The 26,811-nt window shown below is 53.6% G+C and carries 18 protein-coding genes and 1 pseudogene; 7 read left to right on the top strand and 12 right to left on the bottom strand.

All coding sequences use genetic code 11. The annotated features are described in order from the left end of the window. Positions 1-118: 118 nt before the first annotated feature. Positions 119-3,381: pseudogene (locus NSS79_RS08500) on the bottom strand (endo-1,4-beta-xylanase). Positions 3,382-3,641: 260 nt separating this feature from the next. Between NSS79_RS08500 and NSS79_RS08495 the strand changes: the two are divergent. Continuing rightward, on the top strand, positions 3,642-4,772 hold the full coding sequence (locus tag NSS79_RS08495; RefSeq protein WP_342439010.1) for a glycoside hydrolase family 88 protein: 1,131 nt from the start codon (positions 3,642-3,644) through the stop codon (positions 4,770-4,772). A 191-nt stretch (positions 4,773-4,963) separates the two neighbouring features. Then, positions 4,964-5,824 carry an AraC family transcriptional regulator gene (locus NSS79_RS08490; protein ID WP_342439009.1) on the top strand — a complete coding sequence of 287 codons (861 nt, stop codon included), beginning with the start codon at positions 4,964-4,966 and terminating at the stop codon, positions 5,822-5,824. A gap of 380 nt (positions 5,825-6,204) precedes the next feature. Here the strand turns inward: NSS79_RS08490 and NSS79_RS08485 are convergent, their stop codons facing one another. From NSS79_RS08485 to NSS79_RS08470, 4 genes are all read right to left on the bottom strand, one after another. After that, positions 6,205-8,673, bottom strand: a complete 2,469-nt coding sequence (locus tag NSS79_RS08485) for a glycosyl hydrolase family 65 protein (RefSeq protein ID WP_342439008.1) — start codon at positions 8,671-8,673, stop codon at positions 6,205-6,207. A 251-nt stretch (positions 8,674-8,924) separates the two neighbouring features. Next, positions 8,925-13,103, bottom strand: coding sequence for a glycoside hydrolase family 2 TIM barrel-domain containing protein (locus NSS79_RS08480; RefSeq protein WP_342439007.1), 4,179 nt, complete (start codon positions 13,101-13,103; stop codon positions 8,925-8,927). After that, a complete protein-coding gene (locus tag NSS79_RS08475) occupies positions 13,096-13,776 on the bottom strand; it encodes a hypothetical protein (RefSeq protein ID WP_342439006.1) in 681 nt (226 codons plus the stop codon). Before NSS79_RS08475 ends, NSS79_RS08480 begins: the two co-directional genes overlap by 8 nt. Before the next feature lie 226 nt (positions 13,777-14,002). Beyond that, complete coding sequence (locus tag NSS79_RS08470; protein ID WP_342439005.1) at positions 14,003-14,734, bottom strand: GDSL-type esterase/lipase family protein; 732 nt, start codon at positions 14,732-14,734, stop codon at positions 14,003-14,005. A gap of 129 nt (positions 14,735-14,863) precedes the next feature. Here NSS79_RS08470 and NSS79_RS08465 point away from each other — a divergent pair, with 129 nt between their 5' ends. After that, complete coding sequence (locus tag NSS79_RS08465; RefSeq protein WP_052091922.1) at positions 14,864-15,730, top strand: AraC family transcriptional regulator; 867 nt, start codon at positions 14,864-14,866, stop codon at positions 15,728-15,730. A gap of 12 nt (positions 15,731-15,742) precedes the next feature. Here the strand turns inward: NSS79_RS08465 and NSS79_RS08460 are convergent, their stop codons facing one another. Beyond that, complete coding sequence (locus NSS79_RS08460) at positions 15,743-16,654, bottom strand: AraC family transcriptional regulator (protein ID WP_342439004.1); 912 nt, start codon at positions 16,652-16,654, stop codon at positions 15,743-15,745. Positions 16,655-16,786: 132 nt separating this feature from the next. Here NSS79_RS08460 and NSS79_RS08455 point away from each other — a divergent pair, with 132 nt between their 5' ends. From NSS79_RS08455 to NSS79_RS08440, 4 genes are all read left to right on the top strand, one after another. Then, positions 16,787-18,772, top strand: coding sequence for a beta-galactosidase trimerization domain-containing protein (locus NSS79_RS08455; RefSeq protein ID WP_342439003.1), 1,986 nt, complete (start codon positions 16,787-16,789; stop codon positions 18,770-18,772). A gap of 372 nt (positions 18,773-19,144) precedes the next feature. Further along, positions 19,145-19,570, top strand: coding sequence for a DUF5360 family protein (locus tag NSS79_RS08450; protein ID WP_076113598.1), 426 nt, complete (start codon positions 19,145-19,147; stop codon positions 19,568-19,570). 17 nt (positions 19,571-19,587) lie between these two features. Next, positions 19,588-20,163, top strand: a complete 576-nt coding sequence (locus NSS79_RS08445) for a TetR/AcrR family transcriptional regulator (protein WP_076113599.1) — start codon at positions 19,588-19,590, stop codon at positions 20,161-20,163. A gap of 2 nt (positions 20,164-20,165) precedes the next feature. Next, positions 20,166-20,486: a multidrug efflux SMR transporter gene (locus tag NSS79_RS08440; RefSeq protein ID WP_076113600.1), complete on the top strand. Its 321-nt coding sequence runs from the start codon at positions 20,166-20,168 to the stop codon at positions 20,484-20,486. 137 nt (positions 20,487-20,623) lie between these two features. Here the strand turns inward: NSS79_RS08440 and NSS79_RS08435 are convergent, their stop codons facing one another. The 6 genes from NSS79_RS08435 to NSS79_RS08410 form a co-directional block, all read right to left on the bottom strand. Next, positions 20,624-22,009: an MATE family efflux transporter gene (locus NSS79_RS08435; protein WP_342439002.1), complete on the bottom strand. Its 1,386-nt coding sequence runs from the start codon at positions 22,007-22,009 to the stop codon at positions 20,624-20,626. Between the two features lie 205 nt (positions 22,010-22,214). Further along, positions 22,215-23,375, bottom strand: coding sequence for an amidohydrolase family protein (locus NSS79_RS08430; protein ID WP_342439001.1), 1,161 nt, complete (start codon positions 23,373-23,375; stop codon positions 22,215-22,217). Then, positions 23,365-24,435 carry an aminotransferase class V-fold PLP-dependent enzyme gene (locus NSS79_RS08425; RefSeq protein ID WP_342439000.1) on the bottom strand — a complete coding sequence of 357 codons (1,071 nt, stop codon included), beginning with the start codon at positions 24,433-24,435 and terminating at the stop codon, positions 23,365-23,367. The genes NSS79_RS08430 and NSS79_RS08425 overlap by 11 nt, the downstream gene beginning before the upstream one ends. Position 24,436: 1 nt before the next feature. Then, positions 24,437-25,204 carry an ATP-binding cassette domain-containing protein gene (locus NSS79_RS08420; protein WP_342438999.1) on the bottom strand — a complete coding sequence of 256 codons (768 nt, stop codon included), beginning with the start codon at positions 25,202-25,204 and terminating at the stop codon, positions 24,437-24,439. Beyond that, positions 25,195-25,962, bottom strand: coding sequence for an ABC transporter ATP-binding protein (locus NSS79_RS08415; RefSeq protein WP_342438998.1), 768 nt, complete (start codon positions 25,960-25,962; stop codon positions 25,195-25,197). Before NSS79_RS08415 ends, NSS79_RS08420 begins: the two co-directional genes overlap by 10 nt. Further along, entirely contained in the window at positions 25,959-26,801 is an 843-nt protein-coding gene (locus NSS79_RS08410) for an ABC transporter permease (RefSeq protein ID WP_341119851.1), read from the bottom strand. The genes NSS79_RS08415 and NSS79_RS08410 overlap by 4 nt, the downstream gene beginning before the upstream one ends. Between the last annotated feature and the right edge of the window lie 10 nt (positions 26,802-26,811).

Here is a 26,811-nt window from a genome sequence, read left to right as displayed (position 1 = left end):
GTATCAAAGATAGAATCTTTATTCATTGATGAAATACTGGTAAATCACAGCAAAAAACAGCCAGTCACCGGAAATTCCCCGGCGGCTGGCTGTTTAGGTTACAAGCTGTAAATACAGATTACAAATTCCAAATGCGGTACACAATAACTGCCGCTTCAGCGCGGGTGAGTGTATCGTCCGGTGCAAGCTTGCCGTCTTTGCCGCTGACAATTCCGAATTTCACCAGAGCCGCCAGGCTGTCTCTGGCATAATCAGCAATCCGGTCTGCATCCGAATAGCTTTCCAAAGTTGCGCTGCCACTCGCCTTTTTGCCGGCTGCCGCCAGTGCGCGGTAAGCGATCACCATCATATCCTGGCGGGAAAGCTCACTGTTTGGCTTGAACATGTTGCCTTCATAGCCAGTAACGATGCCTAATTGCTTCGCAATGGCAAGTTCATTTCTATAATCAGCATCTTTCTGGACATCGCTGAAGGCAGCACTATCCTGATCTGTACCCTTCAATTCAAGGGCTCGCACAAGAAGCACGGTGAAGTCTGCTCTATTCATCGCTGTCTCCGGGGAGAAGCTGGTCTTTGGGGTTCCTTTGACGATATCCCGGGCAGCCATGGCAGCAACAGCCTGCTTTGCCCAAGATAGGTTCCCTGTCACCACGCCGTCTTTGCTCCCAACGTTTCCGGCCTGCGGAGTTGATCCGTTGCTACTGTTAGTGTTGTTATTGTTGCTGTTGCCGCCCTCGTTCGATTGGCCAGGTTTACCCGTAAGCGTAAGCACACCGTAAACAGAGGTGTCCTGATATCCATTGCCGGTTGTATCATTCCATGCGGCAACACTTTGCCGGGCCCCGTCTTTGGCGTCATTGATCTGTACGTCGAAACCGATCTTCCTGTCGTTGCTAGCTGAGATTTTTTTAAACGGAATCTTCACTTCAACTGTGTAGTTGGTTCCGGCAACCTTGGTTGATGATTCGAATCCGCCAGCGATCCCAGCCGGATTGAAGGAAGTCCCGTTGTCAAAATTGACTCTGAACTGTCCGTCATCGTCTTGATAGAACGTCGTCTTCCCGTTGTTTTCATCCAGGAAGATTTCGACGGAATCCTGTTCCCATATGTTCTTACTGCTCTTGTCCAGCTGCGCGTCGCTGACCTGAATCAAAACATACAGATTTTGATCATCCCAGAGGGTTTTGGCCACTCCGGTCGCGCCCTGCCACGCCATCTGGTACCGATATACCGGCAACTCCGGTGCCTTGCTCCAGACAGCATCAACCGTCCCGTCAACTACAGGTGAAGCATAAACAGCGGTGGATTGGTTTGCGCCGGTAGAATCAGGTTTATGCTCCTCCATAAATTTACCGGGGTTGATCACCCCGTAGTAAGCCGGCTTGGCCTGCAGGTTCTTATCAAATAATAACGGATTAGCAGAAGCTCTCCAGCTCGTATGGTCGTCCAAGCCCCAGAAGGTAACGCGCTCTATATTTGCGGCGTGAGTTTTGAAGAGCTCCATCAATTGCGCGTATAAATAGCCCTGGGCATTCGCAAGCTTCTCGGAAAGCTGATTGTTGCTTCCAGCCTGAATATCAAGCTCGGTGATGCTTACTTCTACGCCTAAGGAAATAAACTTCTCCAGCGACAGCTTTACGTTTTCGGGATTGGTGTTGACACTGTAGTGCCCCTGCATACCGACGCCGTCGATGAGACGTTTTCCCGGATGTGTAAGCGCATACCTATCATTGATGGCTTTGACCATGTTATAAATGGCTGCCGCTTTATTCTGGTTATCTTCGTTGTAATCGTTGTAGTACAGCTTGATATTCCAATCTGGATGTTGGTCCAGCACTTCTCTTGCCGCCAGGAAGGCCTGCTCCACATAATCTGCGCCAATGGAGCTCTTCCAAGGGGATTCACGCAGCGAGGTTTCCCAATCTGCCGGATTACCCGGATTATCACTCATCGCTTCGTTCACGACATCCCAAGAGATCACCTTATCGCCGAAATGTTCCACGACCGTTTTAATATGAGTCTGCAGATTTGCGAGCGCTTCGTCCCGCCCCAAGGGAAGGCTATTCCCTGCTGCATCCTTTGTCGTATTCATCCACACGGGAGATTGCTGATGCCATACCTGCACATGCCCATGCATCAACATCCCTGCAGCGCATCCGGTTTCATCGCGTTTCCTGCGGTAGCGACATTGTGATGCATTTTAAGCAGCTCCAGCCGCACGCCTTCCAGATCCTCGGCTGTTATCGCGTTGCCGATTAAAAAATCATTTTGATAGGCAGTCTTTACAGGAATCAGGTCCTTTTGTATAGCGATTGGACCTGTGCTTGTTTTCTCAAAATGGATGTCGTCGATATAGAAAGATGCTGCTGCGTTATTGGCGCTCTCGACATAGATGGTTAAATATTCGCCGCCCACACTGTTATAACGGTAGCTCCCCTCAAATTTAACCCAACCGTCGCTGGCATTGATTGTTTTGGGGGAAAGAGCTACATAATTTGCACTGCTTCCATTCCCGGTCTGCGTGGACAGCTGCAGCTGCGAGCTTGCGGGTTCGATCAGCTTGACCCAGGCCGAAATGTTATATTCGCTGCCCTGGTCCACATACTTCTCCACACGCAAGGACGGCCCATGCCACGTAGCTGTTCTGCCCTCTACTTTCAAGGCAAAGGAACCACCCTCGGTATGATTCTCTGTATCTGTAAGAGTCAGCTTCTCAGTCCCGGCTCTGCCTCCAAAACCGCCGGTAGTCTGATCCTCAAAGGTGATGGCAGTGAACGGTAAAGCCGGTTCTCTAGGCGGCTCTTCTCCACCGTCCGAAGCGATTTTCTCGGTGACAAGGAGGTCTCCGATATAGAAAGAAACCTCAGCTCCTGCTTTGTTGGAGTTCATGCGCAAGGCCTGATCTTTGCTTGTATCGACGGTAATTTCCTTAGTCAGGGTGACGGCTTTGCCCGCTTCAAAACTCACTTCCGCATAATTTCCATAGCTGTTCACAGTTTGAAGTGCAGCACTCGCGCCGGTGGGCAGATTCACATTTGCATCCACATAAACAATTGAAGTCACCGTGTAGGTTTTTCCGTTTTCCAGGCCGAGGTCGTTGAATTTGAAATCAGCCGCGTCCCAGTTGTTTATTCTGTTGCTTACGTATAATGCCGCTCCGTCTGCATTGCCTGCAAAAGACTTGCCGGTGACAGCCGTCAGGCTGGCACCTCCCGATTGAACAGCTTTGCCTGCACCGGCCGCAAAGGTTTCGTGATAAACCGTTTTCGTTACTTCCAGTTTCGGTGTTGCAGCTTGCGCAACCGGAGCAAGACAGCCTAACGGAATAAGCAGACTCGCCGCCAGTACTAACGAGAAGACCTGTTTAATCATTTTACTCATGCGTTGCACTCCTCTGTATGAATTTGGGTTAGACAAGTTAAGCGCTTACAATTATGGAAAGCCGCCCCCTTTCTCACCCCAAATCGTAGCATAATGCAAAAAGTGCATCTTACTCTAAATTAAAGATTGTACCGTACTTTTTATATATCATTTGAATTGCGCTTAATCCGCAACTTACCTAAGAACTTGCACAACAAATCAACAAAATGATTGGCTTATAATAAACATAAGAACAATTGAGCGATACTATGGAGGTTATTATGAACTGGAAACCGGCGATTGAACAAACGTTGGCCACCACCCGCCTTAACATCAAGCGCTTTGGAGACCAATTTCCCATCGTAAGCCTTGGGGACGGCAAATATCATTTAACGGACCATACCAGCTGGACGGAAGGATTCTGGTCCGGGATATTATGGCTGAGCTACGAATACAGCAAGGACCCGGAGATTCATGCCGCAGCCATCAAAAGTGTGGACTCTCTCAAAAAACGCTTGGAGGCTGAAAAAGAACTCGATCATCATGACATCGGCTTTTTATATTCGTTGTCCGCGAAGGCCCGCTGGATTGTGGATAAGGATGAAGCCTCCCGCCTGCTGGCGCTGCAGGCAGCCGATATTCTGATGAAACGCTGGCGGTCTGCCCCGCAGCTGTTTCAAGCCTGGGGGCCGGAAGGCGATAACGCCAACGGGGGCCGGATTATCATTGACTGCCTGATGAATCTCCCCCTGCTCTATTGGGCTACTGAACAGACCGGGGACTGCAGCTATGCCGACTGCGCCAGCATTCAGGCTGAGAAAAGCCGCCGGTTCCTGGTGAGGGGAGATGACTCTTCCTACCATACTTTTTATTTTGATCAGGTAACGGGAAATGCTATCCGCGGAGGAACAGAACAGGGTTTTCAAGACGGTTCCACTTGGGCGCGGGGACAGGCATGGGGTGTGTATGGCTTCGCCTTAGCTTACCGCCATCTCAAAGAACCTTATTTCCTGGATACCTCAAAACGGCTTGCCCGTTATTTTCTGGAGCAGCTCCCGGAGGATCATGTTGCGTACTGGGATTTCGATGCTCCGCAAGAGCAAGACACACCCCGCGACAGCTCGGCTTCCGCTATCTTTGTGTGCGGTATTCTTGAGCTGCTTGAACACTTGCCGGAAGATGATCCGGAGCGGGCATTCCTTGACGAAGCGGTCCACAAATCTATAGATTCCCTGGTGAACCGCTATTTCACTGCCGGCAGTCAGACTGAGGAGGGTTTTCTGAGGCATGGTTCCTATTCCGTCAGGGGAAATTCGTCTCCCGATGATTTCATGATCTGGGGCGACTATTTTTTCCTGGAAGCGCTGATGCGGCTGGAGCAAGGAATACCGGGATATTGGTACGAGCATTAAAGTGAATTTGGGCACCCGATAAGATGAATCAACCTTACAACCGTATATGTAGCCGCAAACCGGCAGGCTCCCCATCGGAGCTCTGCCGGTTTGATGTGCTATATGGATTGCTGACGCTTTTATAAAACTATTTTATTTTTCATCGCCTGCTATTTATACTGTAAGTAAAAATGGTTGCAAGGGAGCGTTTCATGAACAGGAACGATCATACACCCAAAGGGCTTGAACCCGGTCTATTGATGTACAAGTATAAATATGAAGATGAGGAATCCCATTGGTTTCACGCGCACAGGGGAATTGAGATACTGTACATATATAACGGTCATGGAGAAATCATGGTGGAGAATCAGACCTACCCCATTCAGGATCATACGCTGGTTTGGTTCCAGCCCTATCAGTTGCACCAAGTGATGGTTCCTCCGGCCCCCAACCGTTCTTATATTCGGACCAATCTGACCTTTGACCCCAGTTTTCTGGAGCATTATCTTACCGCTTTTCCTCTCCTTGAGAAGTTTTTCCGGAACATGTGGAAGGGCACTCTGCAGAGGCCGGTTTTCTATGCCATGAATAATACCCCGATTCTGGATTTGCTGGAGGAATTACATCATTCCGTAAATGATTCTGCCGCAAACAAAGAAGAAGATACCGGATTCCTGATGCTTCAGCTGATGCGTTTGCTTCAAAAACAAGTGTCTGATGTCCAAACCGAAGACAATCCCATCCAGTCGCGTGGAGGCTCACATGTCGAACGGATTACCGACTGGCTGGACGAACATTACAAGCAGCCCTTCAGCCTCGAAACGCTGGCTGCCAGTTTGCATCTGTCGCCTTACCACATTTCACATTTGTTCAAGCAACATGCCGGCATCACCCTGTCCGAATACTTGATTCAGCGGCGTGTAAGAGAGGCTTGCATACTGTTGGCCAATACCGGTAAATCCATTCAGGAGATTGCTGTGGAGGTGGGCGATCTTTCCCCGTCCTATTTCAGCCAGATGTTCAAAAAGATCAAAGGAATTTCACCGGACCAATATAGAAGAAGCATCCGCTGAAGCCCTACCATAGGCTGGATCACACAATCTCATACTAATCACAAAAAATCGCCCCTTGGTAAAATGGAAGTGATACGCAACCATTTCAAAAAGGGGCGATTTTCGCCTGCCCTAGCTGATTCGGACACCAGAGCCGTTATTTGCAGATATTCGGCACATTTCCGGTGCTTTCGGACACCAGTGATGTTATAACCACATTTCACACGCTGTTTGCTGCTTCCCGGCGAAATAACGTCTTTCCAGTCCGCGACACTGAACGCCATGTCTCTTTTCCACAAATAACGTCTCCTCAGTCCGCAGCGCTAATGCCTCGCCCAGATTGAGACCGAAAAGATCAACCACAGCGGCATCCCCCCGCCTGCTAGAAGACCAGCGGCTGTCTACAGGAAAACTTCAACCTTGACGGACGAACGTCCAGGATACGGTGGCAGGACGTTGCCCTCCACCCGTTCTCCGTCAACGGTGATTTGTTTGACGCCTTTGCAGACCTTGCTTGCGTTCGTAACGGTGATGTCATAGACACAGCCTCTAAAGCGCCGCTTCACCGTAAAACCATCCCAATCTGCAGGAATGCAAGGGTCGATGGACAAGCCGTTCATCACCGGCTTCACCCCCAGAATATACTGGGTGGCGGCGACATACATCCATGCAGCCGTTCCGGTTAGCCAGGACACGTTGGCGAGGCCGAACTTGTCAGACTCCGGCCCGAACAGGTTGGAGGCATAGACGTAAGGCTCTGCTTTGTACCGCCATAAGCCCGCCTTATCCATGGCCACATTCGGCAGCAGCTGGCGGTAATATTTGTAGGCCAAATCTCCCCGGCCAAGCATACATTCAGCTATAATAGCCCAAGTGTTGGCGTGGCAGAATACCGCTCCGTTCTCCCCCGTCCCCTTGTTGTAATTGGTCAAAGGGTCGGCAGGATCGGGAAAGCTGGTGATGGAAGGATGAATTTTTTTGATGCCGAGCTCCGTGTCCAGCATGTCGCGGACGCTGTCCATCGCCCGCAGCCCCTTATCCTCGTCAGCCATGCCGGACAACGTGGCCCAGGTCTGGGCATTGAGCCAGATTTTGGCTTCGTCGTGTTCATCGCTGCCGAGGAACCGGCCGTCGTCCATAATGGCCCGCCGGAACCATTGCCCGTCCCAGCCGAGGCTGTTGACCCGTTTACGCTGCGCCTCATACATGGCTTCATACTGAGCGGAATGCTCCGGATGGCCGGCGGCAGCCGCAAGATCAACCATACGCAGCAGGACCGTTCCAAGCTGCATCGCCGTCCAGATACTCTCGCCCCGCCCCTCGCGGCATACGCGGAACAGCTGGTCGTTCCAGTCCGAGCGCAGCATCAGCGGGAAGCCGTTAGGCCCCAGCTTCGACGCCGTAAAGTCAATCGCTGCCTTCAAATGCTCATATACCGTGCCTTCGCCGCCGTCATAATAAGGCAGTTTGGCCTCCAGAAAAGCGGCATCTCCGGTTTCTGCAAGCAGATCCCATGCGGCAAGTGCGGTCCACAAATGGTCGTCGGAATGGATACTGGTTACCGGCTCCCAGCCTTCGTTCGGAAAGAAATAATGATTAACATGGCCGTCCTTGTACTGTTGGCCGAGCAAAAGCCGCAGCTTGTCAAAGGCAAGCTCCGTGTCGAAGGGCACCACCGCCAAAATATCCTGCGAGGTGTCCCGGTAGCCCACTCCGCGGAACGTACCGGTGGCGTAAAAGGAAATGTTGCGTGAAAACAGAAAGTTACGGTGCGCCTGGTACGGATTCCAGATGTTGATCATCCGCTCGGCGTCCTTGTCCGGCAGCCGGCTCTCCCACGCTCCCAGATAGCTCGCCCAATGCTCTTTCAGCGCCCGGAAGGAGGATTCTACAAATCCGGCTTCCCGGGAGTGGGCTACGGCCCGTTCAACTTCCTGCTCATCTGCTGCGGTGCCGAGAAATACATTGATGGTGCGGCTCTCGCCCGGCTGCAGCGTAAGATTGAACTGCAGCGCACCACAGGGGTCCCCGCCCATCAGCGTCGATCCGGTGCAGCCGCCGTTCTCAATCGCCTCCGGGTTGGATTCGCTGCGGTAACAGCCGATAAATTCCTCGCGGTCGCCGTCATAGCCAGAAAGCGGCGTGTCCGAAGCCAGATAGACCAGCGGCGTCTCTTCCGGTTTGGGCTGATTTTCGACCCCGTAACGGTACACCAGCGTTTCCGCTGGATGATATTGCACCGAAACCTGATGTTTGTTGTAGCATTGCCACTGCAGCTCGCGCATAAATTCCATCATGCCGAACTCGGCGTAGGCGTAAACCTTCAGTTCTTTCGCTACACTGCCCTGGTTGGACAAGGTCAGATTCCAGATCAGCGAGTTCTCGTATGGCCCGACAAAATACACCGTCCTGGCGGCGATATCGGCCCGCTTCGCCTCGAAGCGGGTATAACCCATGCCGTGGGCGCTTTTCCACTCCTCAGGTTTGTCCGAGGCGGGCTCGCTGGTCGGGCACCAGTACCCGCCCGTTTTTGCATCCTGCACATAGATATAGGGACCCGAGCGGTCCATCGGCAGGTGAAAGAAACGGTAGCGCGTGATCCGCCAGATCTGGGGCGACTTATAAAAGGCCACACCGCCCCCCGCATGCGACAGCATTGTGTGAAAGGTACCGTTCGACAGGTAGTTCATCCACGGCGTAGGCATATCATGCCGTTTAAATTCAACTTCCTTCTCCTCGTCGCTGAAGGTATAGTAATCCTTCGGCTCAGCGCGGTTTGTGCGTAATCCGCTTGACGGCAAGCCGCCTGTGTCCTCCTTATGTTCCTGCTGCCCGGATGGTTCAGCATGCTTGAAGTGTTCCGCTTTCACTGGGCTCCAGCTCCTTTATGATGATTATTATATAGATTGAACTTGTGGTTTTAGAGTACAGGATCAGTCGCAACTACGGTGAATATTTGGACTTCCGGCCGCTGTTGTCTTCAAATTTCTTGATTTTAACCGCTATTAGCGGTAGAAATCCGAAGACAAAGGCGGACACTACCGTTCCTACAGTTCCAAAATCCCCCTCCGATGCTCCTTTCCCTTCTCTCAAGTTTTTCAGTTCAATCTATATAGATTATTTATTTCGGTTCGACCTCGTCCAGGGTCAGGCGGTATTCCAGGTCCTTCATATAGGTACCGTCGGCGTTCAGAAAGGTCAAACCGAAGGTCAGGTCACCACCGGTTCCATGCAGTATCGCGATCAGCCGGTTGAGGCCGCCCCGCAGGATAAGCTCCTGCTCAGGCTCTGCCACCAGCACGCCGTTCAAATAAATCTCATAAGGCACGGCCGTATTGACGCGCAGACGTCCGCGGCGAAGTTGTCCGGGCACCTGCACAAAGCAGCTCAGAAACCACGGATCAAGCCCCGCATCTGCAATCCGCAGTGTCCCGTCGCCGGAACGCCGCTCTTTCTTCTGCATCCAGCCATAAAGGCCTTCGCCCAGATTATTCAAAGAAAACTCCGGATCGGTGTAGTAAGCCTTCATCGCCCCGTAATCGACATGGGGCGGACAAGGCAACGCCATCGCCACTTCCATGGCCCACTCGCCGTCACCCTTCACGCTATCCAGTAAACCGTCGTCAAAGGACGCGCCAAGATTGGCGAGCAGGCGGGTATACAGGCGCAGCGCCTTGTCACTCCCGGGGTCCGTCAGCAGCTGCGAGCAGAGCACGGAACCCGCCCCTGTCTTCACTTCGGCAAGGAATGTTCCAGCAGGACTTGTGTTTCTGCGGTTTAGCTCCACCAGTGCCAGACGGCTGTATTCTGCCGTGTAGCCATGCACGAAATAGTCCTTCCATGGCGTGCCTTCGACACTGGTACAAAGAGCATAAGCGTCCGGCAGCTCCAGGCTGTTGAGGGCCAGCGCGCGGTTCATGACCTCGCGCGGCGACAGAAACACCTTGTCGAAGCCGAAGAGGTCGACCGGACTGAAGCCGCGCACGGCGGCGCGGGCGTAGTCCGCCGCCAAGTGATACGTCTCGTGCGGCACCACACGCACGGGACGGCCCAGCAGGCGGGCAAGCTCAGCCTGCTGACTGTCCTCCGCCGGCAGGAGTAGCACCTGTCCGCCGGCTTCGGCATGACGCCGGAGCGCCTCGGCTGTCCCCGGCGCCTCAAGCATGCAGGCTTCGGCCACGATCAGGCCGAAGTCCTGCCCGTCCCCAGGCGCCGCTTCGCCCGGCGCGTTGCCCACTGCCGGCGCTGTCATATCCAGCGCCGTATACCGCAGCCGCAGCTTATCGAGGAACGCTGCGGCTTTCCCGCCGGGGCGCAGCAGCGCGGCCACCGGCCGGGCCTCAGCCCCGGCGTTGTCCCCGGCGCGCCCGGCGTAGGCCAGCAGGTTGCGCAGCAGCAGGCAGGCCTGCGGCACGCGGCCAATGTTCGCCATCAGCTCCAGCTGATTGGCCAGGAACAGGCCCTCTCCGCTGCGGTATTCCAGCAGCGGCGACCATAGATCGCCACCGTCGCCAAAATCGCCCGCGCTGCATTCCAGCAGCAGGGTGAAATCGCCTGCGGCCGGCTTCTCGAAGGCGGCATGGACAATCGGCAGCGGACCCTCCTCACGCAGTTCCTCATGCCAGAACATCAGTTCCTCGTCGCCAAGCCCTTCAAGCACGGGATGCTGGTAATTGCCCGCATGGGCGCGGAGGAAGGGCCGGCGTGAGAGCGGCAGCCTGCCCAGCGAAAGCTGGGTCTGCTCCAGCAGCAGCAGCTTGCCGCCCCGCGCGACAAACGCCTTCAGCAGCGCTTCCAGTCCGCCATCTACATCCTCGGCCTTGCTGCCGATAACGAGCAAATGATCGGCAGCAAGCCCGGCCAGTCCAGAACGGTCCACCTTTTCGCAGCCCGGAACAAGCCGGCGGATGTGTTCGTAATCCTCATCCGCTCCCCAATACACGGTCTGACGCTGTACGTTCACGGGTTGGTTCAGCAGGCTTGCGGACATGATCCTGTATTCTAAGCGCAGCTCATGCACCCGCCGCTCGCCGTGAAACAGCACCGCCGTCAACACCGCCTGCTCTCCGGCTGCGGCGCGGAACGGCATCCACTCCACCCCGACGGCCTTATGCTCGGCGGGGCTTTGGCGGAAGCCGAAGCTTTGCTCATGGACGATGCTTTTCCCCTGCAAGATAACGAATTCCACCCGGACATCCTGTGTAGAGAACGTGTCGTTGTATACGTCGAAGCTGCGGCTGACCGGTGCATCGTCATAGAAGCAGCGGTTGTACTCGGCGGCGATAATCGTAGCCGGCTTAAAGGCCTCAGCCATAATGCCAAAGGCTGGATTAGGCGTGTACAGCGGATAATCCTCCGGCAGCAGGCCGTTGTTGATTGAAAGCGAATAGGCCGGAATACACTTTGGCTTCACGCCGGACATTCCCGGCTCAGAGGATGGCAGGACAATGTTCTGCTCCGGCATCGCCCGCATGAAATAATGGGCGAAATTGAAGGTGGAAATACCGGACACGCCCTGCCGTCTTGCATACTCCACAAACAGCCGCTCCTTCTGCGCCAGCCCCGCTGTGCTTTCGTCCGTACCGCGGTAGGCCTGCAGTCCAACATACATGCTGCTGTTTTGCGGACATATATACCACCAGCCGCCATGTTCCCCGAAGGTCAGCGGAACTGTGCGGTCCCACTGGCTGATCGTGCCGTCGATGTTATAATGGCGGCTTTCCACCTCCGTATGCACTTTGGGCAGCAGCCTGTTGTCTCCTTCGGCGATGATCGGACGGGTAGGATCAAGCTTGCGGATCGCAGCCATCAAGCCGGGCATATGCAGTTTGAAGCCGTCCCGTCCGTCCACCCAGCGCATTTCGTTCTGCAGACTCCAGAGAATGACAGACGGATGGTTTTTGTCGCGCTGCACAAGCCGCCGCACATGCTGCCTGCAGTTCTCCACAAAAGCGGGATGGTCTGCCAGCATGGATTTGCTCGAGCCATAAATCGCCGTCTCATCGACGATCAGCATGCCTTCTTCATCGGCGATCCGCACATAGTCAGCCGGATACGGCTCGGCGTGCAGCCGGATACTGTTGACACCCACGGAGCGGCATATGCGGTACCAGTTGCGGATGTACGCTTCCGTCTGCTGCGCCCCGCCCTGAAAATGCCAGGAATCGCCGCGCAGATTGACCGGAATGCCGTTCAGTATAAACTGCGGGCCTTCGCGCCAGATTTCACGGAAGCCGAAATCTTCCACACGCCGGTCGATGATCTCCTCTCCATGCAGCAGTTCCAGCACCGCACTGTATAGAAACGGCTCATCCGGGCTCCACAGTCTGGCACCGCTCCAGTCCATATTGAATGAGGCACAGTACACTGCCCCGGCCACTTCGTTTTCACATAGCCTGAGCGTCTCCACAGCGGCGCCATCGACTGGATGGGCCATGCATTCAGCAGACAGGACCGGTGCAGATTCCAGATCAACTCCGTAACATTCCGGTCCGTCTGGCCGCATGCCGGTACCGGCTTGCTCCGCTCCTGCCCCTTCAGATCCTGCGCTAGTCCTATCTGAAGATTCCAGCGCTTTCCGGCCCTCCTCAGACTGCCGCAGCACGCCTTTCTCCCGAATGCTCAGCTTTACGCGCAGCGGGCTGCGGGCCGCATTTCCCGCTGCGGAGGCAACAGCATTCACCTCTATCCGCCCTTCCCGAACGGAAGTACGAATAGTTACATCCTCCAGCGACAGTGCCGGATAACCTTCCAGATATACATCCTGCCAAAGTCCACGGCAAACCCTTCCATACCAGGAACCCAAAAGTCCGGTTATTTTTTGCATGCCGTTTGGAAGCGCCACCCTGTCGAATCCGCCGCAAACGACATGCAGATGATGCTCCCGCCCCTGCACCACCAGGGAAGTAATGTCGAGCCTCAGCGGCAAGTAGCCGTCTTCCCAAACACCAATCTCCTGCCGGTCCAAATAAATAACGGCCTTCTGCATAATGCCGTCCAGCCGCAGCACGATCCGTTGGCCGGCCATGCTCTCTGGAACCCGAAAGCTTCGATGCAGCACTCCCGCTTCCGCGGCATCCCATTCCTCCGGATAACCGTACAGCTCGAACGGGGCATAGTCATACTCCTGGAATTTGCCGAATCGTTTGCCTTCCGGGAGCGGATAAGTCCACCTCCAGCTGGAAGGAACCTGGATCTTGCGGGCTTCATAAACTATTTTTTCCGGCAGCCTGCGGCATTGCGGCTGGTCGTACAGGGGCATGAAATCCCATTCCCCGTTTAGACATAGCAAATTACGCATCTCTTATTCCCAACTTTCCGGTGAAGGAGCGCACCTCAAGCACTAGATCGAGCTTCCGCCAAATATCCTGGCCGGCAGGGGTCCCTTCCCATTTGATAAAATGCGGCTCCATAATTTCGGCCCAGTTGTCCGGAGTAAGTGTCGTTTTCAGCCTTCCTTCATAAGGGGCAGGCTCCCGCGTGGCCGGCTGCTCCGCATAAAAAAACAGCACATTCTCATGAAGCCCGATAATTCCGTATTTATCTCCGTCACCCGGCCGTTCTTCCTGATATTGATAGTGGTAATACACATAGCTGGCGGCTTCTTCCGGCTTCAGCAGTGCAAGCCGTCCGTAGGGCTCGCCAGCAGCGTTTGAGCGCTCCCAATGCTGCGCTGAAACAGGCTGCTGATAATGAAAAATATCAGCCAACGGCGCCCAGCGGCGACCCTGTTCCCCTCCCGGCCAAACTGCCAGCCGTTCTGAGGCTTCGGGCAGCAAACTTTCCGGCGGAACCGCCTCTTCCAGGCATTCATAATAAAGAAACAGCTGGCTGCTGCAGGCAAACAGGCTCAGATTGACCACATTGAGATGTTCCATCGCTTCGGCGAGCGGAGATGAGACCTCTTGGCTCCGAAAAAAAGAAGCAAGTTCCTTGTCCCTGAGCCCCTCGGCCCTGTATAAACTGCGCTTCATGCCGAACCTCCCTTTCGCTTGTTTTCCCTATCATGTTACCGCATACAATTCTTCTTCGCCTTGACGATCGGGACCTTATTTAGCATGATAGCGACATGTGATCTCAAGACCGTCTGAAACCGCAACGGCGGTGAGGAAATAGGCGTAAGAAGGTTCTTCGAAATCCAGCTCGGCATGGCAAAGGCCCGCAAAAAAAGGAAAACTCCCTTTTGCGGGCCCGGTTAAATCATAAATTGAAATGAATAGGTGTGGAAACAACTCCGAACAGCTCCGACAGCAGCGTCCGCGCTATCACGCGGTGACCTGATGCGTCTGGATGGATACCGTCACCATAGCTATAACTGGCGTCAAGCCTCCGCTCATACCGGATATGCTCCAGCAGCGGAGTGCGCAGGTCGATCACGCCATCGGCGGGACAACCGCCGGAGAACAGCCAGTCCGCATAACGCTCTAGCACACGGTCATAATCCCTGTAGGGCGCCAGATAACTGAAATCAGGCGCCTCTTCAGGCAAGAGCTGGCCATTCATTGAAGCGGCGTCGAACGGCGGCGGGGTCATGAGCACCGCTTTGGCCCCGGCTTCACGGATCTGTGCGCTCAGCTGACGTATTCCCGCCTGATAGGCCGCGAACCGTTCATCCGAGTAGGGATGGTAAATTCCGTCGTTCATGCCGTAGCAGGCTACAACTACACCGGGAGCGGCAGCGGCGAGTTCTTCCGCCAGCCGGTCGTGGATACAGGGCCTTGGAAATGGATGCCTCGCTTCGCTCAGGCCTGATGCCGTCTCGCTGGGGATACCGCGTGCTATCAGTTCCACCGCCTGATCCGGGCGGTGCTTCCGCAGCCATTCCTCTGCATAACGGATATATCGGCCATCCGCCGTAATGCTGTCCCCGAGAAATAGAATCACCGGCTTCACCGGATCATTTGTGATTGGACCGCCAAATAAATGTAACATTGTTTTCCCTCCTGACAATAACGCAGGTCTTGGCTTAGCCGAAGTCCGGCAATAGGCCGCAACCTAATGGTAACGCTGCCTGCCCATTTTTGCCTTGACGATCCCGACCTTCTTTAGCATAATATGGCCATGACAACTAAACTTTTTGCGCGGGACATCGGACTTGAGCCCGGCTTTACCTTCAGGATCCAGAAATGCCCGCTGACCCATGATTACTATGTCCATAGCCATGATTTCTCCGAGCTGGTCGTCATTCTGTCGGGAAGCGCCGTGCATATTATCGAAGGGAGAGAGTATCCGGTTACCGCCGGACAGGTTTTTCTGATCCACAGCAACGTTTCCCATGGTTATAAGAATGTCGATGGCATCGAATATGTAAACGTCATGTTCCAGCCCGAACAACTGCTGCAGCTGCCCGAGCTCAGGCTGCTGCCGGGCTTTCAGGCGCTGTTCTATATTGAGCCTTTCTACCGCAAGGAGATGTATTTCAAAGGCATGCTCACCCTTGACGCCGGGCAGCTGCGGGAAGCGACGCGGCTGCTTGATGTGATCCTCGAAGAGCATGACCGGCAGCCGGAAGGATACCGGCTGATGATCCGCACCTATTTTACCGCTCTGGTGGGCATGCTTTCGCGCTATTATCAGAACAGCCTCGGAAGCGAGGACAACAAGGCGCTGCGGATCGGCGAGACCGTGACCTATATCGAAGAGCATTTTCTGCAGCCCATTTCCCTGCAATCCATGGCGGATATGGCCTATTTGTCCACCCGCCAGTTTCTGAGAGTCTTTACCCGCAACTACCAGACCACCCCCATGGATTACGTCATCCGCAAGCGGCTGGACTATTCCTGCACGCTGCTGCGCAGCCCCGGCCTCACCATTTCACAGGTAGCTATGGACAGCGGATTCCATGACCAGAACTATTACTCCCGCCAGTTCCGCAAAGCATTCAACTGCACGCCAAGTGAATACCGCGAGAAAATGCGGGATTCCTAACGGCCTCTGCAGTCACTCCTTATCCTCATCCCTGCCGGCGGCCATTCCCTCATCCCTCTGACGCAGCCGCCGCCGGTACTCCCCGGGCGTCACGCCAAATCTCGCACTAAACAGCCGCGTCATGTAGTTAGGATCGCGAATGCCCACCCGTTCGGCAACTTCGTGTATGCCGAGCACTGTACCACCCAGCAATTTTTTGGCTTCTTCCAGGCGCAGACGCAGCACATACTGCAGCGGTGTTGTGCCGATATGCTGTTTCATGCACCTTGTAATATAATCCGCCTGGAAATGCAGCTCCTCCTCGAGTCCGGCAAGATCAAACGGCTGTCTCCAATGACCGTCCAGATAAGCTGCGGCTGCCCGGGCCAGCCGGACCGCAGGCTCCGGCGCGGAAGTCCGGGCGCATTCCGCCTGCAGCGCGGCCAACAGCTCTGCCAGCAGCAAATGGAGCCGGACTGCGTTCTCTACGCTCAGCCGGTTGTGGATCTCGTTCATCCCACGCAAAATCGGCTCCAGAGCTTCTACATCGACTGCAGCAAATTTGGGCATATACAAACGCTGCTGCGCAGAAGGCTCAACATCCTCTACCGTCCCTTTGGCGAGCAGCGACGACCAGGGAATATCCTCCCGCCGGATATGCGCTGTCGGACATCCATGAATGAAATGCACCCAATAAATTTCCGTATCCTCCCCGCAGGGCCGATGCCCGGCATGCGGCAGCCCCGCCTCCAGCACCAGCAGCTTTCCCGGACCCACGGCATATTCCTTATCTTGTTCTGTCATATACAGCGTTCCCCGCTTCACCAGCAGCAGATCGTACACACCGAAGGTGCGGGCGAAATGCCGGTCACCCGGCGACCAGACAGCATGTCCTACTGTTACAAATTGCGGCAGCGGCGGGATGGCGAATTCCAGACACAGCACAGTATTCCTCTCCTGTCATAAGTCGATTTTGTGCTATTCAAAGTCTATATTATCACTGGTTACTCCGGCAGAAAAGAGGTACATTGACTGGGAATCCGCTTTTCATCCAACCATATAAGGGGCTGTTTAACCATGCGTTTTCGTCAGGTACACCTCGACTTTCATACTTCCGAAGCCATTGCCGGCATCGGAAGCGAGTTCTCCAAATCCCAGTTTCAGTCCATGCTGCGGGCCGGGCATGTCGATTCCATCACCGTCTTCTCCAAATGCCATCATGGCTGGGCCTATCATCCCAGTGAAGCCAATGAAATGCATCCGCACCTCAGCTTCGACCTGCTCGGCGAGATGATCGCGGCGGCCCATGAAATCGGGGTCCTCACACCGGTTTATTTATCAGCCGGTCTCGACGAAAAGCTGGCACGGCGCCATCCCGAATGGCTGATCCGCGACGCGGAGGACCGGACGCGCTGGGTGAAGGACTTCATGACACCGGGGTATCACGAGTTTTGCTTCAACACGCCTTTTCTGGACATCTTGCTGGCGCAAATCCATGAAGTGGTCTCCCGTTATGACGCGGACGGCATCTTTCTCGATATCGTGGGCATCCGCAAATGCCGCTGCCAGTACTGCGTAGCTGCGCTGCGCGCGGACGGCCAAGACCCGCGTGACGAATCTGCCGTCGCCGCCCTGGGCGAACGGACTTACCTGAACTATGCGCGCCGCGTACGGGAGACCATCGACGCCGTGAAGCCCGGTCTTCCGGTCTTTCACAACAGCGGCCATCAGCGGCGGGGCCGCCGTGACCTCGCCCGAGTCAACAGCCATCTGGAGCTGGAGTCGCTCCCGACCGGAGGCTGGGGCTATGATCACTTCCCGCTGTCGGCACGCTACGCCCAGACGCTGGGCATGGAATTTCTCGGCATGACCGGCAAATTCCATACCTCCTGGGGGGAATTTGGCGGATACAAGCATCCGAACGCCCTGCGGTTTGAGGCAGCGCTCAGTCTTGCCCATGGCGCCAGATGTTCGATCGGTGATCAGCTTCATCCCACGGGCCTAATGAATGAGGCGACCTATGCCCTGATCGGCGCTGCCTATGCGGAGGTGGAGTCGAAGGAGCTATGGTGCACCGCGACAGAGTCTGTCGCGGACATTGCTGTCCTATCCCTCGAAGCGGCGCGTGAGGCCTGTCCGGACGGGCAGGAGCTGAAGGGACGGCGCAATCTGGCCGATGCCGGTGTGGTGCGCATGCTGACCGAAGGCCATTATCTGTTCGACATCGTGGATACATTAAGCGATTTTGGCGCTTACAAAGTGCTGATTCTGCCGGACGAAGTGCCGGTATGGCCGGAACTAGCCAGCGCTATAGCGGAATTCACAGCAGGAGGCGGCAAAGTGCTCGCCACCGGGCGTTCGGGCCTGAACGCAGCAGGTGATGCTTTTGTCCTGGATTTGGGTCTGAACTGGAAAGGAACTAATCCGTACCAGCCGGCTTATTTCCGCCCGGACTTCACTCCCGGCGCCTTGCTGCCCGCCTCCTATGTGATGTACGGCGAAGGCCAGCTTGTGGAATTAAACGGCGGACAACCGCTGGGCTGTCTGGAGAACCCGTATTTCAACCGTGATGTCTTCACTTTTTGTTCACATCAGCATACGCCCAGCGCCAAGGAAGATAATGGGCCGGGCATGGTCGAAAGTGAAAACGGCATCTATATCGCCTGGGATGTGTTCAGCGATTACGCGGATGGCGGGCATCTCATCCTGAAGGAGATGGTACTCCATGCGCTATCCCGGCTTCTGCCGGAGCCTGCTCTGCGCACCCGGTTGCCGGCCCGTGGGATAACGACCCTGCAATACCAGCCGGCGGAACGGCGCTATGTCAACCATCTGCTCTATGCCGCCCCCGTGCTGAAGGGACGTATAGAAGTCATCGAAGATATCGTGCCGCTGCGGGACGTTTCCGTCAGCCTGCGCCTCCCGTCTCCCGCTCCTGTCCAGCGGGTCTATCTGGCCCCGTCGATGACAGAGCTGCCGTTTACGGTGGGCCATGGCGGTGAAATCGGCTACACGGTTCCTTATCTGGAGAATCACCAGATGGTAGTGCTAGAACTGGCGTAAGTAGAATTACCGGCCGGGAGGCTGGGTTAGCGGGAACAAGTCAGTGTTATCCTTCGGGACCCAAACGGTGAAACCTTTGATCATACAAGGGTTTCACCGTTTTGTGTTTTTTTTCAAATTCCGAACTGATATTTCTTAACTCCACTTTCGCAGAGTCAAAATTGAGTTGTTCTCAAGCCAGGGTTAAAGTGGAACAGCTTCAAGTAAAGGTCTTGCTATCATAGTTTTAATTTTCACTCTGGATTACATGATGATATCTAGGTAAAGCGGCAAATCACACTTGCCTCTGGGGATAACTTGATTTACAATAAAACAAATAAAACAAATTGTTTTATTTGTTTTCCATTACATAAGGAGGTGATCCCTCACAAGATGACAAAACCGCTAAAGCTGCTCATGGTGATTACAGACGTAGGGTTCCTGATTTACTGGTTAGTGACATGGCTTCATCTGGTGCCGGATGAATATCTGTATAAAGACTACAATAATGAAATCATGATGGCCTGGAATATATCGTTTGTGCCTCTGGATCTTTTGATCTCATTAACCGGTCTTTTGAGTATGTACTTTTTTAAAAAGAATAAGGGACAGTGGCTGCCGCTATGTCTCCTATCACTCAGTCTGACCTTTTGCTCCGGGCTGCAGGCGATAGCTTTCTGGGCGATCCGGTTGGATCTGGATTGGTCCTGGTGGGTTCCGAATTTGTTTCTCATGGTGTACCCATTGTTCTTTTTGCCTTCGATCATGAAGAAAGGGCGATATGCGGCGTCAATGACGGCCGTACAACCCAATAAATAAGTGTGGATGTGAGAGCGATGAAGGAAAGAATTATTCAAGCTTCGGTAGCTGAAATTAAGATGCGGGGGTTGAAATTCTCCATAAGAGATGTGGCAAAGCGTGCCGGCATTAGCACAAAGACTTTATATCAAAATATAGAATCCAAGGAGCAGATCATAGGTTATATTGTCGAGCAATCTGTGTCAGAAATGAGACATGCCGAGCAATTAATCATAAACGAAAGTTCTCTGTCCAATATGGACAAGTTGCATAAGACATTGGCGCTATTGCCGAGCAGACTTGTTTTACATAACGTACATTTTCTTGAAGAACTCAAGCAGCGTTATCCTGTTCAATGGGCGGAAGTCGATCATTACATCCATAATGGCTGGGATAACATTAGGTTACTAGTTGAAAAAGGAGTCAGGAATGGGGAACTCCGTGAGTTTGATTTTGAATTGTTTATTCAAGTGTATATCGGGGCGTTCTATCGTTTGATGGAGCACCAATATGAAGTTCAGGACGGGTTGTCGCTTGAGAGGGCGCTGGGGCAAATGGTGGATCTCTTGCTGGTGGGTATTTGTAAGGGCAATATTGATCACGGGGGTAAGTGAGTGTGAAAGCATATTTATTTTTGGCTGTTGCAGTTGTCAGTGAGTTGTTCGGGACATCTCTGCTCAAAGCTTCAGAGGGACTCACGAGAGTTTATCCAAGCATCGGGATGGTCCTGTGTTTCGGTGTAGCCTTCTACTCCTTGTCTTTGTCGTTGCAACAGATTCCCTTGGGGGTCGCTTATGCCATATGGTCAGGTGCCGGCACTGCCTTAACCGTCGTCATAGGGATTGTTGTATGGAAAGAAGCGGCGAATGTTACAACTACTTTTGGCATACTACTGATCATTGCTGGGGTTGTGTTGGTTAATTTGAGGTCGGCGTAGGGGAATGATATTAGATGCTGGAGTATGATCCGATAAATGAACGGATTCCCCTACACCGGTAAGGCTTCCGAAATAATACAGTTTTACAGATTTTAAAAAGGCTGCCGGGACGTTCCCGACAGCCTTAACAGGTACATCTAAATCAGCTTATGCGCAAACCACTTCTTGCCCCGGAAGCGCCATAGAAAAACACCCCCGCGAACGGCCCACTCGCAGTTCATCGCCAGCCAGACTCCCATGACGCCATAGCCCAGCACGATCCCGAGGATATAGCCAAATACCACCCGAAACAGCCACATTGTCAGCATCGAGGTGATTGAGGTGAAGCGGGAATCTCCCGCTGCCCGCAGCGCAGACGGCAAAATAAAGCTGACGGCCCACAGCGGAACCTGGGCAATGGAATTCACCAGCAGCACCACAAACAGATCGTCAATGATCTCGGGAGGCGGAGAAAAGATCGACACCAGCGGGTGGAACAGCGGCATCAGGATCAAAGCGATCAATGCCAATGAAGCGGACCCGATCCAAAGGAAGGCCTTGATGAACTTTCTGGCATCGGCGACATTCCCCCGACCGATACATTGGCCGACTACCGTTACAATGGTTAGCGACAGCGCACTGGCTGGGATTTGAAACACCATGGCCAGCGAGCCGGCGATCGCATTGGTCGCAATGGCATAAGTGCCAAGGCTGACAATAAACACCTGGGTCAGCAGTTTTCCCCCGTTGAAGAACATCTGCTCCGCTGCGAACGGCACGCCGATGAACATGATTTTCCGCAGCATGGTCAGCGGAATATGGAACAGGTCGCGAAAACGCACACGCAGGGCCGTATCCACCTTGAACAGATACACCAAGGCACAGACCATCCCCGTGTACCGTGCGATATTTACCGCAAGCGTCATCCCCAGCACGCCCATGTGCAGCAGATTAATGAAGACTACGTTCAGGATAACATACAGCAGGTTCATGATGAGCGACAGCATCAGAGAAGCCCGTGTCCTGCCCACTCCCCGCAGAGCTCCGCATACCGCCTGCACCACCGCGATGCCCAGATAAGAGATACTGCTGCCGATCAGATAGATCCGGGCATTATCCAGCACGTCGGGCGAGGCGGTTCCGAACAGAAGGTTCAATATGGGAGTATGTAAGCCCATCATCAGAAGCCCGATTCCCAAGGCGATCAGCGACACCGAGGTGACCGAACCGGCCGTAGCCTGAGACACCATCTTGTCATTTCCGCTGCCTTTATACTGTGCGACTACCACCGTCCCCCCGGTTGCAACCGCAACAAATACATTAATCAGAAAAATATTCAGCGAGTCTACCATATTCACCGCACTGACCGCCGCCATCCCGGACGAGCTGATCATTGCGGTATTTACCAGATTAAGCCCGATGATGAAGGCCTGGTCAATCAGGATGGGAATAAATAAAGCTATAATTTGCCTATAATCCATACCTTCGCCGGAAAGATATTTCTCCAGCAATTTTTTCTTCTGAAGTCTAGCGCGAAGCTGCATAAACATATCACATCATTTTCTATATAATGGAAAAAACTCTTCATTCGAAGAGCTTTTCAACAAAATATCCCCATTGAATTATGGGCACTTTACATTCAGTTTACTATAAATACACTTTTTAGTCTTCAATGTTTTCCCCAGCACGCACAAAAATAACCCGCAGGCCTATGCCAACGGGTTGATTATTTATGATCTTGCACAAATGTTACTGAGCCTGAATCAGCTCCGATTCCTCTGCACCGGTAATGACGGAAACGATGCTCTTCCGCAGTTCTTCTGCATTAGATGCCTGGTACGGATCAGCATTGAAAATAATAGCATCTGCGAGATATCCGCTGGAAATCCGCCCCAGCTCATTGCCGCTTCCCAGAATCTCAGCAGCAGTTAGTGTGGCAGCCTGCCACACCTCTGCCCGGGTCATGCCGTAATCCATCAGCGTATCCAGCTCTTGAAGGTTGTACCCGTGAAGTGCAGGCGTAGCATAATCCGTACCGAATCCTATGCGGACCCCCGCCCTCTTGGCATAACCAATCGCTTTGGAGTGGGCTTCGGCAGCGCGGGCGGCCCGGTCACAAATAACCGGGTTCAGCGCCAGAACGCCTTTCGGATCTGCGGCAATGCTATAAATTGAGGTCGTAGGCACAAAAGCTGTTCCGGACTCAGCAAGTCTGCCGGCCTGATCCCCGGTCAGGAACATCCCGTGCTCTATGGATTCCACACCTGCAGCGATAGACCAGTCTACCGTTACCCCGCCCCAGGTATGCACCAGGACTTTTTTATGATGAGCATGCGCATGGCGGACAATGAAAGAGAATTCTTCCTCTGAAAAAATCGGCTCCAGCACTTTTTCAGTAGGTGCACCAAGACCGCCTGTTGCCATAATCTTAATCCAGCCTGCTCCTGTATCAAAAATCTCGGCCAGCCGCCCCTCCAAAACCTTAAGTCCGCGGGCATCCGCTGCTCCAAGCATAGCGCTGCTGGTTTGCACCCTAAGCGGCTGCTTATAGTGCTGAACGAGATGCCGTACGGTGCTCGGCAGAATCCCGCCCGCATCACGCGCCGTTGTTACACCGGTCCGCAAAGTGGCTTCGAAGGCCTCAGCCTGCATGACTTCGAGCTCATGGCTGCCGCGTTTCAATTGATCCTCATGGTCAAAGTCCGTCCAAGCCAGATGTGTATGAAGATCAATAACCCCCGGACTGATCCATAAATCTTGGCCTGGATGAGCGGACTGATCCTTAGGCGGCTCCGTTTCAGCTATAGAGGAGAACCGGCCGTCCTTAATGTTAATATCAAAACGTTTTCCTTCGATACCAGCTATAAAAATATGATTGAAGGCTAACGCCTCAGGATGTTTATTGATCATGTTCATTCCCCCAAAGCAGGCGGATTGCCTTGAGCGCAGGATCAGGGTCCTGATTCAGCAGCCCGGCGAGCGTCGTAATGGCTTCTTCCACGCTTTGACGGGAAGCATTTGTTCCGAAATGATTTATCCGCAGAAGCTGGCCGAATAGCTCTCCGTCACCGGGAGCTACGATACCGATAGGCTGATTGATACGCAAGCCCGGTTCCCCGGAAATCCGCACCGTCGTAGTCAGTGTAGAATAGTGTTGGCTATCCTTCTGCCAAGGCTCCAGACCCAAGGCCTTGATACCGGCAACGGCCGAGGCCGCAGCCGATTCATGGCGCTTGATGACCTGTTCCAAGCCTTCTTCCTCAATGGCTGTTAATGCCGAGATCAAAGCTCTTGCCTCCAGCGTTGGAATGTTGGGAGGAACACGTAACGGTGTTGTCCCCTTCTGTGAGGGTTTAAGATCCAGTAAGGACAGAATGGAATTGCGCGGAGCATTGCTATTAGATTCGAGGAATTCCCAGCCGCGCGGTGAGATGCTTACGGCGCTGACGCCGTTAGGCCCGGCCAAAGCTTTCTGCGCGCCTATAGCTGCAAAATCAACGCCCCATTCATCCACCGGCAGGGCTTCTCCCCCAACCGCCGAAACGGAATCTGTCACCGTAACGAGGTTAGCGGCGCGTGCGAGCTTAATTATTTCTTTGGCCGGATTCGATCCGCCTGTCACCACTTCTGCCTGAACAAAGGAAAGCGCACACGGTTTAAACCTTTCAATCGCCGCAGCGACTTCCTGAACAGTAACTACTTCATCAAAGGGGACCTTTACTTCAACAACCGTTGCCCCGCCGCGTTCAAGCCATTGTCCAAACAGACTCCCATAGGGTCCTGTCACTATATTTAGAATCGTACGGCCAGGCGCAGATATCCCCGCCGCTACCGCCTCGATTCCCAGAATTGCCTCTCCGGGAATGATGACCGGGGGATGACCGGTAGACAAAAGCCGGGAGAGCAAGCTTGTAAGTGTGTCAAACTCAGACAATGACAGCGGTATAAATCCTTTATGTTCTCGGCTCATATTAACCTCCTGATGTGATCGACTTCGGCATTTTCGGAACGGCGGATAAGAGCTCACGGCTGTATTCCGTTTCAGGGCGGGCGAAGAATTGATCCTTGGGACTGATCTCAACCAGCTTTCCCTGCCGCATGACTGCTACCGTATCGCTGATTGCATGGATAACCCCCAAATCATGGGAGATGAACAGCATAGTAAGATTAAGCTCACCTTTGAGCGTGTTAAACAGTTCGAGCACACTCCGTTGTACAGATACATCCAAGGCGCTGGTCGGTTCATCCGCAATCAGAAGGCTCGGCTCAATGCTTAATGCGCGGGCAATCGCGATCCGCTGGCGCTGGCCGCCGGAGAATTCGTGAGGATACCGGTCCAATGCCTTGGCTTCCAGCTGAACACGGCTCAATAGCTCTTTACAGCGCTGCTCGACCTCCGTGCGGCCGACAATTTTATGAAACAGAAGCGCTTCGGACAGAATCTGCCTGATGGAGTGCTTGGGATTCAGCGAAGCGTCCGGATTTTGGAAGATCATCTGGATTCGCTTGCGCTGCTCCCGGCTTCTCTTCCTGGTTAATTCTTGTGCACCCAGCAGAATCTGCCCCTCACCCGGGGTGATCAGCCCGGCAATGACCCGTGCCAGCGTGGATTTGCCCGAGCCGGACTCTCCTACAAGGCCAAGGGTAGTATGCTGCTGCAGATTCAGATGGATATGATCGAGCGCAGTAAATCCGCCGTAATGAACCGCCAGATTTTTCACTTGCAGGGCTAGCTCCATGGTTGTCCGCTCCCTTCAAGCTCCGGCAGAGGAAGCACCGAGTTAATCAGCATTTGGGTATAAGGATTTTGCGGGTTCTGCAAAACGCTGAGGGTATCGCCCTGCTCAACAATCCGCCCCTCTTTCATCACACACAGCTTGGAGCACAGGGCAGCTGCAATCGCAAGATTATGCGTAACAAATACCATAGCAAAGCCCAGTTCATTCTGCAGGCGGGTGATCGTTTCAATGATTTGCCGCTGAACGGTAACATCCAGCGCCGTTGTCGGCTCATCGCAGAGAAGAATGCCCGGCTTGCATGCCAGTGCAATGGCGATGACTACCCGTTGGCACTGCCCACCTGAAAGCTGGCTCGGATAACGGTCGGCCCTCTTTAAAGAATCGGGCAGGCCAAGCATTTCGAGCAGTTCCAGCGCCACGCTGCGTGAAGCCTTCCGGCTTAATTTCTGCCTATAATATACGACTTCCGCAAGCTGCTTAACCACCGGACAGAGCGGGTCCAGCGCCCCTCTCGGGTCTTGAAATACCATAGCGCTGCTTACGTCATTCTTAATGACTCCGCCTGTCTGTTCAACACCTCGTGGAAGCAATCCCAGAATCGAACGCAGGGTCAGCGATTTTCCGGAACCCGATTCGCCTACTAATCCCAGACTCTCCCCTTTGCCCAGTGAGAAGCTTACATTGCTTACTAATTTAGTATTGGACTTGGTTCCCAGCGATAATGCTTCTATTTCCAAAACCGGACTTGTAGAAATCATTTTTTCCTCCATAAGTCTGCCAAACCATCTCCCACAAGAGACAACGCAATTCCCGTATACACCACTGCGAATCCCGGAACCGCCGAGAGCCACCAGGCTGTAGTTATGAAGGATTGTCCATCCGAAATCATGGTTCCCCAATCCGGGGTTGGCGGTGCAATGCCAATGCCAAGATAACCGAGTGTAACAATGGCCACCAGAAGTCCGACCATATCCGTCATAAGGACTACAACCGCTTGAGGCAGTACATTGGGCAGGAGATGACGAAGGATAATTTTCACTCCTGGCAGCCCTAACGTCTGAGCGGACGCCACCCATTCCTGCTCGCGAAACGATGCGCTAATACCTCTGACTACACGGGCAAACACAATCCAGCCTACAAGCATAAAGGTAATATAAATGCCCCGCTCACCTGCTCCGCTGGCAAAAGCCACGATAATCACGATCAGATAAAAAGGAAAAGCGATAAACGTATCCGTGAGCAGCGTAATGACCTTATCGGCCCATTTTCCGTAATACCCTGCAACCATTCCCAAAAATACACCGGTGCAGAATGGAACAATTTCCGCCAGAACCATGATGCTCAAATCGGTTCGCGCCGCATAGATCAGTCTCGTAAACAAATCGCGTCCCAATTGATCCGTCCCCAGCCAATGTTCGGCAGAAGGAGGCTGCAAAAAGGCGCTCAAATTTTGCGCTGAAGGGTCATAAGGACTCAGAAACGGTATGAATACAGCCAAGATAATAAGCACTGCAAACATAATGCTCCCCACCAGAAGGGAAGGCGTATTCCTTATTCGATGGAGAACGTTTGTCTTCCTGGCGTCCTCAAGCAACATAGGTTCTGTT

The organism is Paenibacillus sp. FSL L8-0436 (assembly GCF_038593025.1).
In the GTDB taxonomy this organism is placed as follows: Bacteria; Bacillota; Bacilli; order Paenibacillales; family Paenibacillaceae; genus Paenibacillus_AQ.
Note: the sequence above shows the minus strand (reverse complement) of the source record. Positions and strands in the feature narration are given on the sequence as shown.

Excerpts from the sequence above, each read along its gene's own strand:
- NSS79_RS08495 (WP_342439010.1), top strand. The coding sequence starts at position 3,642 with ATGAACTGGAAACCGGCGATTGAACAAACGTTGGCCACCACCCGCCTT.
- NSS79_RS08490 (WP_342439009.1), top strand. The coding sequence starts at position 4,964 with ATGAACAGGAACGATCATACACCCAAAGGGCTTGAACCCGGTCTATTG.
- NSS79_RS08480 (WP_342439007.1), bottom strand. The coding sequence starts at position 13,103 with ATGCGTAATTTGCTATGTCTAAACGGGGAATGGGATTTCATGCCCCTG.
- NSS79_RS08475 (WP_342439006.1), bottom strand. The coding sequence starts at position 13,776 with ATGAAGCGCAGTTTATACAGGGCCGAGGGGCTCAGGGACAAGGAACTT.
- NSS79_RS08470 (WP_342439005.1), bottom strand. The coding sequence starts at position 14,734 with ATGTTACATTTATTTGGCGGTCCAATCACAAATGATCCGGTGAAGCCG.
- NSS79_RS08465 (WP_052091922.1), top strand. The coding sequence starts at position 14,864 with ATGACAACTAAACTTTTTGCGCGGGACATCGGACTTGAGCCCGGCTTT.
- NSS79_RS08455 (WP_342439003.1), top strand. The coding sequence starts at position 16,787 with ATGCGTTTTCGTCAGGTACACCTCGACTTTCATACTTCCGAAGCCATT.
- NSS79_RS08450 (WP_076113598.1), top strand. The coding sequence starts at position 19,145 with ATGACAAAACCGCTAAAGCTGCTCATGGTGATTACAGACGTAGGGTTC.
- NSS79_RS08445 (WP_076113599.1), top strand. The coding sequence starts at position 19,588 with ATGAAGGAAAGAATTATTCAAGCTTCGGTAGCTGAAATTAAGATGCGG.
- NSS79_RS08435 (WP_342439002.1), bottom strand. The coding sequence starts at position 22,009 with ATGCAGCTTCGCGCTAGACTTCAGAAGAAAAAATTGCTGGAGAAATAT.
- NSS79_RS08430 (WP_342439001.1), bottom strand. The coding sequence starts at position 23,375 with ATGATCAATAAACATCCTGAGGCGTTAGCCTTCAATCATATTTTTATA.
- NSS79_RS08425 (WP_342439000.1), bottom strand. The coding sequence starts at position 24,435 with ATGAGCCGAGAACATAAAGGATTTATACCGCTGTCATTGTCTGAGTTT.
- NSS79_RS08420 (WP_342438999.1), bottom strand. The coding sequence starts at position 25,204 with ATGGAGCTAGCCCTGCAAGTGAAAAATCTGGCGGTTCATTACGGCGGA.
- NSS79_RS08415 (WP_342438998.1), bottom strand. The coding sequence starts at position 25,962 with ATGATTTCTACAAGTCCGGTTTTGGAAATAGAAGCATTATCGCTGGGA.
- NSS79_RS08410 (WP_341119851.1), bottom strand. The coding sequence starts at position 26,801 with ATGTTGCTTGAGGACGCCAGGAAGACAAACGTTCTCCATCGAATAAGG.